14 protein-coding genes and 3 tRNA genes are annotated in these 14,715 nt (G+C 32.7%); 12 read left to right on the plus strand and 5 right to left on the minus strand.

Going from position 1 to position 14,715, the window contains the following annotated elements; all coding sequences use genetic code 11:
* Positions 1 to 72: 72 nt before the first annotated feature.
* The 3 genes from P3875_RS03255 to P3875_RS03265 are packed head-to-tail and all read right to left on the minus strand — an operon-like array spanning position 73 to position 1,906.
* Complete coding sequence (locus tag P3875_RS03255) at positions 73 to 786, minus strand: tRNA1(Val) (adenine(37)-N6)-methyltransferase (RefSeq protein WP_303444823.1); 714 nt, start codon at positions 784 to 786, stop codon at positions 73 to 75.
* A gap of 49 nt (positions 787 to 835) precedes the next feature.
* Positions 836 to 1,360 (minus strand): ribosome maturation factor RimM, encoded by a 525-nt coding sequence (gene rimM, locus P3875_RS03260; RefSeq protein ID WP_303444824.1) that lies wholly within the window; start codon positions 1,358 to 1,360, stop codon positions 836 to 838.
* 18 nt (positions 1,361 to 1,378) lie between these two features.
* Positions 1,379 to 1,906: a 30S ribosomal protein S16 gene (locus P3875_RS03265; protein ID WP_303444825.1), complete on the minus strand. Its 528-nt coding sequence runs from the start codon at positions 1,904 to 1,906 to the stop codon at positions 1,379 to 1,381.
* A gap of 218 nt (positions 1,907 to 2,124) precedes the next feature.
* Between P3875_RS03265 and P3875_RS03270 the strand changes: the two genes are divergently transcribed.
* The 8 genes from P3875_RS03270 (at position 2,125) to P3875_RS03305 (ending at position 9,954) form a co-directional block, all read left to right on the plus strand.
* Positions 2,125 to 2,625, plus strand: a complete 501-nt coding sequence (locus P3875_RS03270) for a DUF6252 family protein (protein ID WP_303444826.1) — start codon at positions 2,125 to 2,127, stop codon at positions 2,623 to 2,625.
* 108 nt (positions 2,626 to 2,733) lie between these two features.
* Positions 2,734 to 7,260, plus strand: coding sequence for a DNA polymerase III subunit alpha (gene dnaE, locus P3875_RS03275; protein ID WP_303444828.1), 4,527 nt, complete (start codon positions 2,734 to 2,736; stop codon positions 7,258 to 7,260).
* Between the two features lie 97 nt (positions 7,261 to 7,357).
* Positions 7,358 to 7,675 carry a thioredoxin gene (gene trxA, locus P3875_RS03280; RefSeq protein WP_303444829.1) on the plus strand — a complete coding sequence of 106 codons (318 nt, stop codon included), beginning with the start codon at positions 7,358 to 7,360 and terminating at the stop codon, positions 7,673 to 7,675.
* 191 nt (positions 7,676 to 7,866) lie between these two features.
* Positions 7,867 to 7,940: transfer RNA gene (locus P3875_RS03285), tRNA-Asp, on the plus strand.
* Positions 7,941 to 8,009: 69 nt separating this feature from the next.
* Positions 8,010 to 8,086: transfer RNA gene (locus tag P3875_RS03290), tRNA-Asp, on the plus strand.
* A gap of 51 nt (positions 8,087 to 8,137) precedes the next feature.
* Positions 8,138 to 8,211, plus strand: a tRNA-Asp gene (locus tag P3875_RS03295).
* A gap of 162 nt (positions 8,212 to 8,373) precedes the next feature.
* Positions 8,374 to 9,243, plus strand: coding sequence for an energy transducer TonB (locus tag P3875_RS03300; RefSeq protein ID WP_303444830.1), 870 nt, complete (start codon positions 8,374 to 8,376; stop codon positions 9,241 to 9,243).
* Between the two features lie 9 nt (positions 9,244 to 9,252).
* The gene (locus P3875_RS03305) at positions 9,253 to 9,954 is read left to right on the plus strand and encodes an energy transducer TonB (RefSeq protein WP_303444831.1); all 702 of its coding nucleotides are present in this window, start codon (positions 9,253 to 9,255) and stop codon (positions 9,952 to 9,954) included.
* Here the strand turns inward: P3875_RS03305 and P3875_RS03310 are convergent.
* Positions 9,951 to 10,448, minus strand: coding sequence for a DUF456 domain-containing protein (locus tag P3875_RS03310; protein ID WP_303444832.1), 498 nt, complete (start codon positions 10,446 to 10,448; stop codon positions 9,951 to 9,953). The genes P3875_RS03305 and P3875_RS03310 overlap by 4 nt on opposite strands.
* A 45-nt stretch (positions 10,449 to 10,493) precedes the next feature.
* Here P3875_RS03310 and P3875_RS03315 point away from each other — a divergent pair, with 45 nt between their 5' ends.
* Complete coding sequence (locus P3875_RS03315; protein WP_303444834.1) at positions 10,494 to 10,973, plus strand: hypothetical protein; 480 nt, start codon at positions 10,494 to 10,496, stop codon at positions 10,971 to 10,973.
* On the opposite strand, the gene P3875_RS03320 is transcribed toward P3875_RS03315, so the two are convergent.
* Positions 10,936 to 11,892: a lysylphosphatidylglycerol synthase domain-containing protein gene (locus P3875_RS03320; RefSeq protein ID WP_303444835.1), complete on the minus strand. Its 957-nt coding sequence runs from the start codon at positions 11,890 to 11,892 to the stop codon at positions 10,936 to 10,938. The two genes, P3875_RS03315 and P3875_RS03320, sit on opposite strands and share 38 nt — an antisense overlap.
* 60 nt (positions 11,893 to 11,952) lie before the next feature.
* Here P3875_RS03320 and ruvC point away from each other — a divergent pair, with 60 nt between their 5' ends.
* The 3 genes from ruvC to P3875_RS03335 all read left to right on the plus strand — a co-directional run bounded on the left by ruvC (position 11,953) and on the right by P3875_RS03335 (position 14,700).
* Positions 11,953 to 12,510 (plus strand): crossover junction endodeoxyribonuclease RuvC, encoded by a 558-nt coding sequence (gene ruvC / locus P3875_RS03325; protein WP_303444836.1) that lies wholly within the window; start codon positions 11,953 to 11,955, stop codon positions 12,508 to 12,510.
* Positions 12,510 to 13,634 (plus strand): radical SAM family heme chaperone HemW, encoded by a 1,125-nt coding sequence (gene hemW, locus P3875_RS03330; RefSeq protein ID WP_303444837.1) that lies wholly within the window; start codon positions 12,510 to 12,512, stop codon positions 13,632 to 13,634. Before ruvC ends, hemW begins: the two co-directional genes overlap by 1 nt.
* A 298-nt stretch (positions 13,635 to 13,932) precedes the next feature.
* Positions 13,933 to 14,700, plus strand: a complete 768-nt coding sequence (locus P3875_RS03335; protein WP_303444839.1) for a cyclase family protein — start codon at positions 13,933 to 13,935, stop codon at positions 14,698 to 14,700.
* Positions 14,701 to 14,715 lie beyond the last annotated feature (15 nt).

Consider the following 14,715-nt stretch of genomic DNA (forward strand, 5'->3'; position numbering starts at 1 on the left):
TGCAAATTATTTTTAAAATAATTGTATTTATTAGTTTGTTTTTGTAGAAATGTAGTTGTGTTTTTATTAAAATTACATTTTTAAATAAAAGGGTTTTGTAAGGACTATATACGCCTCGGTGTACGCATGGCGGGCTGTTTCAATGATTAATTCGTCAATTAAAGGGTTTTGTTCAAAACGTGAAAAAGCCAATAAGCTACGTTTAATTTCAGATGATGGGTTTCCTTTAACACGAGTTATTTTTAAAGGAAATAAACCAACTGATTGAGCTAATTCTATAAAATTTTCTTCTTCTTTATGTGGAATAATAACAGCAAATATTCCATTATCTGAAAGTAAAGCTTGTGCCGACTCTATTAATTCGTTAAAGGGTAAAGCTTCTTGAAAACGAGCTTGATCTCTTTTGTCGTTACCAGATGAGTAGTTTTCTGCATAAAAAGGAGGATTTGATACAATTAGATCGTACTCTTCTTCCTCTTCAAAAAATTCTTCAGTTAATTCATCAATCGATGCGTGGTAGCAAAACAAACGATCGTTCCAATTGCTTTGTTCAAAATTTTCAACACATTGTTCGTATGCGTTTTCATCAATTTCAACTGCGTCAATTTGTTGGGCGTTGCTTCGTTGGGCAAGCATTAAAGCAATCAAGCCAGTTCCTGCGCCAATATCTAATATATTAAAAGGATTGTTAATAAGTGGTGCCCAAGCGCCTAATAAAACACCATCGGTGCCAACTTTCATGGCGCAACGATCTTGTTGAATGGTAAATTGTTTAAATTGGAACATTTTGAAGTTAATTAATCTTCAAAAGTACTATTTTTAAGGCAAATTTTGCTTATAAATACAAATCAATTAAACCTTGAGGTGTATTAAAAAGGATTGATTTGTTTGTGCGATTTACTTCAATAATAAATTCGTCAATTAAAGGAATCAGTATCACGGCATCATCTTTTTGAACTTCAAATAATGCTTGCACGCCATTGTCGCTAATTCTTAAAATAGTGCCGAAATTGCCTAAACGTTGGTCAATGGCATCAAAACCAACAACTTCGTGGTAGTAAAATTTATTTCCTTCTAAAGTAGGAAGCATAGTAAGTGGTAAGTAAACATCTTTGCCAACAATATCATCTGCGGCATCTTCGCTGTCTACATCTTCAAATTGTGTGCGCAGAAATTTTTCTTTGTGAAGCGATGCTTTATCAATGAAAAAAGGAACCAAATGTCCGTTTATTTCAACGAACATTGATTCCAATTCTGTGTACAATTCAGGCTCGTCGGTATCTAAATAAACCAAAACTTCGCCTTTGAAACTAAATTTCTTTGCGATTTTTCCTAAATAAAAACAATCTTTTTTACGCATTAAAAATCGCTGTTAAAATTAAGCTTCTGTTTCTTGTGTATTTTCTTCTGCTTCAGGTGTAGCTTCTTCTGCAGTTGTAGCTTCAGCAGCAGCTTTAGCTTCTTGTGCAGCAGCAATACGTTTAGCGTTTACTTCTTGTTCAGCTTTTAAAGCAGCAGCTTTAGCAGCAGCTTTGTTATCTGCTAAACCAGTAACTTTAGCGTTTACTTTGTTTGCTTTCTCGTCTAACCAAGCAGCAAATTTAGCGTCAGCTTGCTCTTGCGTTAAAGCACCTTTGCGAACACCACCGTTTAAATGGTGTTTTAATAAAGCACCTTTGTACGATAAAATAGCGCGAGCTGTATCCGTAGGTTGTGCACCATTAAATAACCATTGTGCAGCAGCATCAACATTTAAGTCAATAGTTGCAGGGTTAGTGTTTGGGTTGTAAGTTCCTAATTTTTCTAAGAATTTACCATCTCTTTTTGCGCGTGCATCAGCAGCTACTACCCAATAAAAAGGTTTCCCTTTTTTACCGTGTCTTTGTAATCTAATTTTTACAGACATAATCTTTTTGATTTAAGTGAGGTTCCCGACCTCTTGTTATTAATTTCAATGTGCAAAATTAGATATTTTTTTTTAATTAGTTCTTTTTTGTACATAAAAATATACGTTGATATGTTAAAATTTCAAAAAAGTTAAATAAATATTAAAAAAAGTAATTGGCTGTAAAGAAAAAATTCTATTTTTGTTTGTAAACATTTGAATTCAGAATCTAAATAAATATGAAAAAATATTTTTTACTAGCATTATTGGCAGTTTCATTCGTGTCTTGCGAAGAAGAACTAAGTGTTAACGAGCCTACCATGGAAGCTATGAACGGTTATAATTTTTGGCGTGCGTCAAGTTTTGTTGCTAACGTTACCGATGGCGATTTAGTAATAGTTGGTGCTAACGGATCTGAAAATGTAACTTTGTATATTGATAATTATCTTTCGGGTACAGAATATCCTTTAGGTGTTTCTAATTATAACGTTGCAACTTATTCTAAAACTGTTAACGATAAAATGTATTTATATAGTACATCTTCTTCAACTGGTAAAGGGTATATAAAGTTAGATCCAGAAGAAAAACAAGTGCCTGGTACTATTTCTGGTACGTTTATGGCCGAAATGGTTCCAACCGATCCAAATATGGTTCTTTCAGAAGCTCCTGTAGTTAATTTTAATAAAGGAGTGTTTTTTAGAATTCCTATTAAATATGCACAAACAACTCCTACAGAATAAGGGCTATAAACTATAGTTAAATTTCTTTAACACATACTTAAGTCGTTCTTTTTTAAGAGCGACTTTTTTTTGTTGTAACTTTGTATAAATTAACTTTTCTTTACTAAAATGTATATAATTTTTGATACTGAAACTACCGGTTTACCTAAAAATTGGAATGCACCTATAACTGATGTTGACAATTGGCCTAGATGTATACAAATTGCTTGGCAATTACACGATGGAATGGGTAATGTAATTGAATGCGACGATTATTTAATTAAACCCAATGGTTTTGATATACCTTATGATTCAGAGCGAATTCACGGAATTTCTACATTGTTAGCAACACAAAAAGGAGTTGATTTAAACGTTGTTCTTCATAAATTTAATACAGCGTTGGCTAAAGCAAATTTTGTAGTTGGCCAAAACGTAGGTTTCGATTTAAATATAATGGGTGCCGAATTCCATCGTGCCGAAATTCCTACAAACTTAAATAAAATGCATGTTTTAGATACATGTACCGAAGTTACAGCAGAATTACTTAAACTACCTGGTGGGCGTGGGGGTAAATTTAAATTGCCCACTTTAACAGAATTGCATCAATATTTATTTGGCGAACCTTTTGGCGAAGCACATAATGCAACTGCCGATGTTGAAGCTACAACAAGATGTTTTTTTGAATTGATACGAAAAAATGTATTTACCGAAAGCGAATTAAAACAACCAGCCGGATATTTACAACAATTTAAAGAGGTTAACCCAAACCCATTTAAGTTAATTGGTTTACAACATATAAATCTAAAGCAGGCATCCGAAGATATTCGTTTGCAGTTAGAAGCTTCAGGGGTTATAAAAGGCGCTGAAAAACAAAAAATATCTACCGAAGTAAAAGCAGCATTTCAAGAGGCTGTTTTTGCACATTTGCACAATCATACTCAATTTTCGGTATTGCAATCTACCATTGATATTGGTGCAATGATTAAAAAAACGGCAAGCGAAAACATGTCGGCAATTGCTATGACCGATCACGGCAATATGATGGGAGCTTTTAAATTTGTAAGTGCAATTTTAGATCATAATAAAACAGTAAAAAAAGCAAACGAAGCAGCTATTGAAAATGGCGAAGAACCTATATTATCAGAAATAAAACCAATTGTTGGATGTGAGTTTTTTGTTTGTGAAAATTTAACCGATAAAAGTAAAAAAGACAACGGTTATCAAATCGTTTTACTTGCAAAAAATAAAAAAGGATATCACAATTTAGCTAAGTTAGCATCTATCGCATCAATCGAAGGGTTTTATTACGTTCCAAGAATTGATAAACAAGCGTTACTAAAGTATAAAGATGATATAATTGTGCTTTCTGGTAACTTGTACGGTGAAGTGCCAAATAAAATTTTAAACTTAGGTGAAAAGCAAGCCGAAGAAGCTTTACTTTGGTGGAAAGAGCATTTTAAAGAAGATTTTTACCTTGAAATCATGCGTCATAATCAAGAGGATGAAGACCGTGTAAATAAAACTTTAATTGCTTTTGCACAAAAGCACAGTATAAAATTAGTAGCCACTAACAATACCTATTATTTAGAAAAAACCGATGCCAACGCACACGATATTTTGTTATGTGTAAAAGATGGCGAAAAACAAGCTACTCCAATTGGTCGTGGTCGTGGGTATCGTTATGGTTTACCAAATCAAGAATATTACTACAAAACGCAGGCAGAAATGAAAAAGCTTTTTGCCGATTTACCTGATGCAATTATTAATATTCAAGAAATTGTTGATAAAATTGAAGTGTATTCCCTTTACCGAGATATTTTATTACCCAAATTTGATATTCCTGCAGAATTTATCAACCCTGAAGATGAAAAAGATGGAGGGAAACGCGGAGAAAATGCCTATTTGCGCTTTTTAACTTATGAGGGTGCTAAACGCCGATATAAGGAAATTGACCAAACCATAACCGAACGCTTAGATTTTGAACTAAAAACAGTTGAAAATTCAGGTTACCCAGGTTATTTTTTAATTGTGCAAGATTTTATTGCAGCAGCTAGGCAAATGGGTGTTTCTGTTGGTCCTGGGCGTGGTTCAGCAGCTGGTTCGGCGGTGGCATATTGTTTAGGAATTACCAATTTAGATCCTATAAAATACGACTTGCTTTTTGAACGTTTTTTAAATCCAGATCGTGTTTCAATGCCCGATATTGATATTGATTTTGACGATGAAGGTCGTGGTCGGGTTATGGATTACGTTATAAATAAATACGGTGCAAATCAAGTTGCTCAAATTATTACATACGGAAAAATGGCAACAAAATCGGCCATTAAAGATGCTGCTAGAGTGTTGGATTTACCTTTGTATGAATCGGAACGTATAGCCAAAATGGTGCCTACTATGATGCCAAGTAAGTGGAATTTACGTAGGTTTTTATCAGAACCTGAAGACGAAATTAAAAAAGTTTTACGTTCTGAAGAGTTTGATGCGGTTAAAGAATTAATAAGCGTTGCAAACCAAAACGATTTACTTTCTGAAACCATTCAGCAAGCAAAAATTATCGAAGGTTCTATGCGCAACACAGGTATTCACGCTTGTGGGGTTATTATTACACCTGATGATATTACCAACTTTGTACCTGTGCAAACGGCCAAAGATTCAGAATTATACGTTACACAATTTGACAACTCTGTTGCCGAAAGCGCCGGTTTGCTAAAAATGGACTTCCTTGGTTTAAAAACGCTTACCTTAATTAAAGATACTATTGCTATTATAAAGCAACGAACAGGATTAGAAATCGATCCGGAAGAAATTCCTATAGACGATGCTAAAACCTATGAATTGTTTCAACGTGGTGAAACTGTAGGGGTTTTTCAATACGAATCGCCTGGAATGCAAAAATACATGCGCGATTTAAAACCAAACGTTTTTGGCGATTTAATTGCCATGAATGCATTGTATCGCCCAGGGCCGTTAGAATATATACCTTCTTTTGTAAAACGTAAAAATGGTGAAGAACCAATTACATACGATTTAGATGCATGCGAAGAATATTTAAAAGAAACTTATGGAATTACAGTTTATCAAGAACAAGTAATGCTTCTGTCGCAAAAATTAGCCGATTTCACCAAAGGTGAAGCTGATGTTTTGCGTAAAGCAATGGGTAAAAAGCAAAAAGATGTGCTTGATAAAATGAAACCTAAATTTGTAGAACAAGCTGCTGCAAAAGGTCACGATCCTAAAACATTAGAAAAAATTTGGAAAGATTGGGAAGCCTTTGCAAGTTACGCGTTTAATAAATCACACTCAACTTGTTATGCATGGGTAGCGTATCAAACCGCTTATCTAAAGGCTCATTACCCTGCAGAGTACATGGCTGCGGTGCTATCAAACAACATGAACGATATTAAATCGGTTACTTTTTTTATGGAAGAATGCCGCCGTATGGGCTTAGATGTTCTTGGGCCCGATGTAAATGAATCACATTACAAATTTGCGGTAAACGAAAATTACCAAATACGTTTTGGTATGGGAGCTATAAAAGGAGTAGGTGAAGGAGCTGTAAATACCATTATAGAACATCGTAAAAACGGTAGTTATAAGTCGATTTTTGATTTAGCAAAGCGAATTGATTTAAGAGCAGCAAATAAAAAAGCATTTGAAAATTTAGCTTTAGCAGGTGGTTTTGACTGTTTTACTGATACCCACCGTGCCCAGTATTTTTATACCGAAGGCGATGGAGTTACCTTTTTAGAAAAAGCGATGAAATACGGGGCTAAATTTCAAGAAAACGAAAACTCTGCTCAAGTAAGTTTGTTTGGCGAAAGCAGCGAGGTGCAAATTCCAGAACCAGTGATTCCAAATTGTGACGAATGGACAACTATGGAAAAACTTGCTAAAGAAAAAGATGTAGTTGGAATTTATATATCAGGCCATCCGTTAGACGATTTTAAGTTTGAACTTAAATATTTTTGCAATGTAAATTTAGAGCAAATTAAAAATTTAGAACCTTTAGTGGGTAGAACTGTAAGTTTTGGCGGTATGATTGCCAATGTGCAATTTAAAACATCATCTAAAGGCAAAGATTGGGCTATTTTTACTATTGAAGGTTACGATGAAAGTATTGAAATGCGCATGTTTAATGAAGATTATCTTAAATACCGCCATTTTTTATTAAACAATACTTTTGTATATTTTAAAGTGTATATTAAAGAAGGCTGGATTAAAAAAGATACCAACGAACGATCGGAACCAAGATTGCAATTTGTAGAACTAAAACTTTTAAACGAAGTGATACCTGCTTATGCAAAAAAAATCATCATTCAAATTGACGTGAAAGAACTAAAAGAAATGCAGGTAGAAAAAATTAGAATGTTGTTAGATCAAAACCCAGGAAACAAATCGGTAGTTTTTGAGGTTTTTGAACTAGAAGAAATTCAAAACAGAATTCAAACCGAAGAAATAGCTAAACTTTTACCCGATAACACCGAAGAAGAAGCGGTAGATAGTGTAGAAGAAAAGCCAGCCGAAATTTTGTTGCACGAAGTACAGTACGTTAAGAAAAACCTTTTAGAAATGCCAAGTAAAAGCAAGCGAATTGAAATTTCGGCCGAATTGTTAGAAGAACTAGAGCGTTTGCAAGTAATGTTTCGTTTAAATTAATAAAAACTATTAAATCATAGACATAAGTTATAACACCCGCCTTGTGGCTATAAAAAAAATAACTAAATTTGTACAACATAGAATAAAAAAATAAAATATGGCTTTAGAAATAACAGATGCTACATTTGACGAAGTAGTATTAAAATCAGACAAACCAGTAGTAGTAGATTTTTGGGCAGAATGGTGTGGTCCTTGTAAAATGTTAGGTCCAACTATTGAAGAATTAGCTGGCGATTACAACGGTAAAGTAGTAGTAGGCAAGGTAGATGTAGACGCAAATCAAGATTTTGCATCGCAGTTCGGTGTACGTAACATACCAACAGTTTTAATTTTTCAAAACGGAGAAGTGGTAGGTCGCCAAGTAGGTGTAGCACCAAAACAAACATATGTAGATGCTATAAGCAAGCTTTTATAAGCATTTAACGCTAAAAATAAAAAAATACCGAAATTTATTTCGGTATTTTTTTATGTAAATAATTGATAAATAACTGTATGAAAAAAATATTTAAAATACAGGTGTAATTTTTTAAAAAAATGTTTGCAGCATTGGTAAATGGTCGTATATTTGCACCGTTGAATTAATGAAGCGCCATTAAATAAAACAATGGTTTGGTAGTTCAGTTGGTTAGAATACATGCCTGTCACGCATGGGGTCGCGGGTTCGAGTCCCGTCCAGACCGCAACATTAAAGCACACGTTCTTTAGATTTTTGCGCAAGTAAAATTTCTATAACATAAAAACATTATCTTGGTTTGGTAGTTCAGTTGGTTAGAATACATGCCTGTCACGCATGGGGTCGCGGGTTCGAGTCCCGTCCAGACCGCCAAGATACAATAGCCCTTCGGTTTCGAGGGGCTTTTGTGCCCTAAAATGTTTTGGTTTGGTAGTTCAGTTGGTTAGAATACATGCCTGTCACGCATGGGGTCGCGGGTTCGAGTCCCGTCCAGACCGCGAGATTCTCGCTTTAGAATCAAAAATAGTTGTGTTGTTTAGGTACGCAAGTACCTGGTTTAGTAGTTAGACCAATGAAAAGCTTTCCAGAATTTGGAGGGCTTTTTTGATTTTTTTCCTTCGTATTAAAAGCGTATTTTTGTGTTTTAACAAAACATTATCATGCAAAAAATACTTTCGTTAGTTTTTATATTATTAATCAATTGTTTTTCGGTATTAGCTCAAGATCAAGTTCACGGTTTTGTTCAGCAAAAAGCTCGTCCTAAGGAAGGTGTACAGGTTTTTATGAAACAATTTATGCAAGAATTTAATATAAATAACGGCTCGGCAGTTCCTAAATCAGTTCAACAAATAAGTTTTAGAGTAAAGTTTATTGTAGAAAAAGACGGTAGTTTTAGCAATATACAAGTAGTTGATGATGTGTATCATTTTGAACGTGAAATAAAACGTGTTTTTAACTTAATGCCTTTTTGGGATCCAGCAATGCACGATGGTAATTTAGTGCGTTCATCGTTTACTTTACCGGTTAAAATTAACTATGATTCTTCAAATACTTCCACAGAAATGATCATGTTTGCTAATGAAAATCAAATTAACAGTTATTTACAATCGTTAAACGAACAAAAAATTGAAACCGATTATTTTACTTTAACTTGTAATTGTTCAATTGTGAAAAGTGCTGCAAATGACGAGTTAAAAACGGAGGAGTATTTTATAGCATCGCAAGATGATAAAGTTTTGTATAACATTGTTTTTAAAGATTTACCGCAAAATATTGCTATTGAAGAAGTGCAAAAAGTAAAAGCCGAAGCGCAAGCGCGCCAAGCCGAATTTAAAGAAATTACCTATTTAGGATATAACGCTTTAGTTGTTGCGTTTAAATCACAAACAAATGAAGGTGAAAGTGAGTTTCAAACAATGTTTATACCAACCGAAAAACACTTGGTAGCAGTGGCTTTACAAACAACAAACAAGCAATTAACAAGGTTAACTTTTAATCACTTGCTAAAGAATTTTAAATTGAAAAATTAAATCAACCCCATGAAAAAAATACTTATACTAATATTGCTTTTTTTATTATACTTTGATGGGAATGCGCAAGAAGCTAATTTAGAAACTGATAAAGTGTACAGTTTTGTTCAAGAAAAAGCGTCGCCAGCAAATGGAATGCTTGATTTTTACCAAACATTTGCAAATGAGTTTAATTTAAATGCGGCTCCTTTAACACAACCCGATTTACAATTAAGTGTTAAGTTTGTGGTTGAAAAAGACGGCTCTATTACAAATATAGAATCAGTAGGTGACGAAACAGGTTTTTTAAATGAAGTTACCCGCGTTTTAAATACTTTACCTAATTGGATTCCTGCAAAACATAACGGACAAACCGTTCGTTCTAGATTTATTTTACCAATTAAATTGAAAAAACCAAAAGAAATAGTTAGTACAGAAACAAGAAAAGCCGAGCCAAAGGAGGGTTTTCAGATGTTTTTTCATGACTTTGCTAGACAATTTAAATACGATAAAAAAGCAATTGGTAAAACCAATGAATTAAGTTTTAGGTTGCTTTTTTCTATTGAAAAAGATGGTACTTTGTCTGGTATTCGTGTGGTTGAAGATGAATATAATGTTGGGCAAGAAGCCGTGCGTGTAATGCAATTAATGCCAAAATGGAATCCGGCAATGCACAATGGGGTAATTGTTCGATCGACATTTAAATTGCCAATAAAAATAAAAGTTAATTAAAACCAAATACTCCAATTGGTATAAACCGTATGTATATAAATTCCTAATAAAATTACGCTAAATACAAATTTCATAAAGGTTGAAGCTAAAAAACCTATAAATGAACCTGTTGCTGCTTTAAATGCACGGTTTATATTGTTTTGGTCAAACAATAATTCGCCCACAAAAGCACCCACAAACGGGCCAATAATGAATCCAAAAGGAGGAAAAAATAAACCTACCAATAATCCTAAATTAGTACCCCAAATACCATATTTACTGCCGCCAAAACGTTTGGTACCTTGAGCAGGTATTACATAATCTAGCACAACAATAACAATTGTGGCTAATAAAGTTAACCCCAGTAACCAATAATTAAAAGCGATACCTTTTGTGGTGTACAAAACTAATAAACCTACCCAACAAAGTGGTGGACCAGGTAATGCGGGTAAAAAGCTTCCAACAACACCTACTAAAACTAATAGTAAACTTATAATAAGTATTAAAAATTCCATGAATTATTTTTTGTATTTTTGTTTAAATTTACGATTTAATTTTTCATGAAAAATTATTGGGCATTTGTTTTTGTAACAACTTTACTTACTTCTTGCAATTATGTACAGAAAGAATTACCCAATTCTCAAGAATTATTTCGACGTGAACTACATATGATAGATTGGAGTAAAGTAGATACTTACCCAACTTACGAGGATTGTGATAAATTAAAAACCAATGATGAGCTTAAAGCGTGTTTTTTTGATAAATTATATTTAGAAGTAATTCATGTTTTAAAAACCGATTCATTAGTGCGAATTTCTACGATAGATTCGGTACAATTTTTAGTTACCATAACTCCTAAAAGTGAGCTTATTTTTAAAACTCAAAAGGTAAATGAGACTTTACTTCCTAAAACCATGTTAGACAGTGTAATGGAAGCTCACCAAAAAGATTTTACAAAAATACAACCAGCAACAAAGCGAGGAATACCAGTACGTACGCAATTTAACTTACCTGTTGTTTTTGAACCCGTTTTGGATTAAAAAGCAGCAAAAGAATACTGCCTAAACTTATAGGAATTACCAAGTTTAGCAACCAAATTAAAGCTGCAACTAAAGTAACTACCCAACTATTTACACCAAAAAAACTAAATAAATAAATGGCAACACTACCTTTTAAGGCAAAATCAATTGCTTGAAAATTGGGTAAGCTTGATGCTAATAAATAGATACTTGCTACAACAGCCAAAAGTGTTAAATATGGTATTTGTACATTAAATAGGGTATACAAAATAAAATATTGATGTACCAAAACCAAATAACGCATTAACGCTAAAAACATGTTTTTACGATGTGTTTTCTTAGGGATTTGCTGTAAATTGTTTAAAATAGTTTGTAACGAATAGCCTTTAATGGATAAATTTTTAAACAATCGTAAAAATATAATTAACACAATAAGAACTCCTAAAAATAAATAAATGTAATTAGATGGAATAAACGGATGAAGAGCATTAACATAAAACGTACCTAAAATACCAAAAGTAACCGCAAAAAGCACCTGAATACCATTGCAAACAGCGTTTAAAAACACAATGGTTCCAGCAAATTTTTTGTTGTAAAACCATGCTTTTCCAGCATATTCGCCAATTCCGTTTGGGGTTACAATCCCAAAGGTAATGCCAATTAAAACTTGTTTGGTACTTTGCCAAATACTTATTTTTTCTACTGTTTTGGCTAAGTTTTGCCATTTTAAAATCTCTAAAAATCTGTTTAAAAAGGTTAAAATAAGCAATAGTAAAACCAAAAACCAAGCTTTTGGTTTTTGTAAAGTATCTTGAATTAAATTCCAATTAAACTCTTTTGTTGCAAGTTGGTTTTTAATAAAATAAAAAGCCAAACCAACCACTAATATTTTAAGTAGAAGTACTAAGAATTGTTTAATTTTGGAAGATAAAAATTTCATACTGCAAAGGAATGATTTTTTTATGAAAAACAAACATATTAAAAAACAACAGCAAGCATTTTGGCTAACGAACGAATTATATTAGGTATTGATCCCGGTACAACAATAATGGGATTTGGATTGATTAAAGTTGTAAAAAATTCTATGGAATTTATACAACTTAACGAACTTAATTTAGCAAAACTAACCGATCCTTATTTAAAATTGCAACGTATTTTTGAACGAACCATTGAATTGATAGACACACATCATCCCGATGAAATTGCTATCGAAGCACCTTTTTTTGGTAAAAACGTTCAGTCAATGTTAAAATTAGGTAGGGCGCAAGGTGTTGCTATGGCTGCAGGTTTATCGCGACAAATTCCAGTTACCGAATATGAGCCAAAAAAAATTAAAATGGCAATTACAGGTAATGGAAATGCAAGTAAAGAGCAAGTTGCTAAAATGTTACAACAACTTTTGCAATTAAAAGAATTACCCAAAAACCTTGATTCTACCGATGGTTTAGCAGCAGCTGTTTGTCATTTTTTTAATTCAGGAAAAAAAATTCAAGGCAAAAGTTATACTGGTTGGGAAGCATTTGTAAATCAAAATTCTAACCGAATTGTAAAAAAATAATGGCGGGTATTTATATACATATTCCTTTTTGTAAACAAGCGTGTTTTTACTGCGATTTTCATTTTTCAACATCGTTAAAAAAGAAAAATGAAATGATAACTGCCTTACAAAATGAACTTTTTTTACGGAAAGATGAAATTTTACAGCCAATTGAAACCATTTATTTTGGCGGTGGTACACCAAGTGTGTTGTTAAACACCGAAATTAATTTATTAATTGATACGGTTTACAAATTGTTTAATGTAGTTGAAAACCCTGAAATTACGCTAGAAGCAAACCCCGACGACTTAACTTTTGAACGAATTAAAGCTCTTTCGGAAACTAAAATTAATCGATTAAGTATTGGCATACAATCGTTTTTTGATGAAGATTTAAAAATGATGAATAGGGCACACAATGCCAACGAAGCTTGGAACTGTTTAATTGAAGCTAAAAAATATTTCAACAACATTTCTATTGATTTAATTTATGGAATACCAAATATGTCGTTAAATCGTTGGAAACAAAATGTGCAAAAAGCCATTGATTTAAATATTCCACACATATCAAGTTATGCATTAACAGTTGAGGCTAAAACGGCATTAGCCACTTTAATAAAAAACGGAAAAATACCTACACCAGATGACGGTTTAGCGCATGAGCATTTTTTAGTTTTGATTGAAATGCTTGAAAATGCTGGATTTATGCATTACGAATTATCTAATTTTGGTAAACCAAATTATTTTTCTAAAAACAATTCTGCGTATTGGCTAGGTAAAAAATATTTGGGGATAGGGCCATCGGCACATAGTTTTAATGGCGAAAACCGTTCGTGGAATATTGCTAATAATTCATTGTATATTAACACTATTCAACAAAATAAATTACCTAATGAAGTTGAAGTTTTAACATTAAATGATAGGTATAATGAATATGTTATGACTGGTTTGCGAACTATTTGGGGGGTATCTTTAGAAAAAATTAAATCTGATTTTGGAACCGATTATCTAACGTATTTATTAAAAAATGCTGAAGTTTTTCTTACAAATGAAAAGTTAATGATTAAAGACAATATTTTAAAAACAACTTTAAAAGGTAAATTCTTTTGCGATGGTATTGCAAGTGAATTATTTTGGGTAGATTAGCAGCTATGAAATCTGTTAAAATTGTTGCAATTTGTAATGTTTGCCTATTCGTAGTAGCCTTTGTGTTAGGTGGATTTTCTAACTATTTAGGACATCTTCATCCCATGAGCAAAGTACTAATTCTATTTTGTCTAGCTATTTTGTCAATAACTCCTGTTGTTTCACTCGCAAATTTATTAAATTTATATCAGTATAAAGATGATTTTAAAAGTAAAATACTTTGGTATTTTATTTCCTTTATACCTATTTTATTACCTATATCAATACTTGTTTTAATAATTTATACTACATTATTCAAATGAAAACTACAATTCACCATAACAATAAAACATACGAGATTGATTTATCAAAACCCATTGATATTTCGTTGCCTATACAAAATAACAACCAAAACCCTATTGCTTGGTATTTAAATCAACCCGAAATAAATCCGGTTGTTATGGGCGATTTTGTAGGCAGTGTAGCTTCGGGCAAATCGTCAACAAATTTTAATAATATTTTATTCAACCCGCACGGTCATGGCACACATACCGAATGTTTGGGACATATAACTAAAGATTTTTATTCCATTAATCAAACCTTAAAAACCTTTTTTTTTACTGCTGAATTAATTTCTGTTGAACCTGAATTGATTGGAGATGATTTGGTAATCACAAAAAATCAGATTCAAAACGTATTACAAAATAAATCATCTGAAGCTTTAATTATCAGAACGCTTCCAAATTCAATCGATAAAAAGCATAAAAATTATTCCAATACCAATCCGGCTTATTTATCTGAAGAAGCTGCTGTTTTTATCAGAGAAATAGGTGTTGAACACTTATTGATTGATTTGCCAAGTGTGGACAAAGAAGTTGATGAAGGTAAATTAGTGGCACATAAAGCCTTTTGGAATGTGAAAAATATAAACGTAGTAAATGCCGATGCCCGTTTTAACTGCACCATTACCGAAATGGTTTTTATTGACAGTGAAATTGCAGACGGCTTGTACGTTTTAAACCTACAAATTGCTTCGTTTGAAAACGATGCTTCGCCAAGTAAACCAATACTTTACAAAGTTTTATAAAAAAAACAACCTCTT

The sequence above is a fragment of the Myroides sp. JBRI-B21084 genome (assembly GCF_030545015.1).
Classification (GTDB): Bacteria; Bacteroidota; Bacteroidia; order Flavobacteriales; family Flavobacteriaceae; genus Flavobacterium.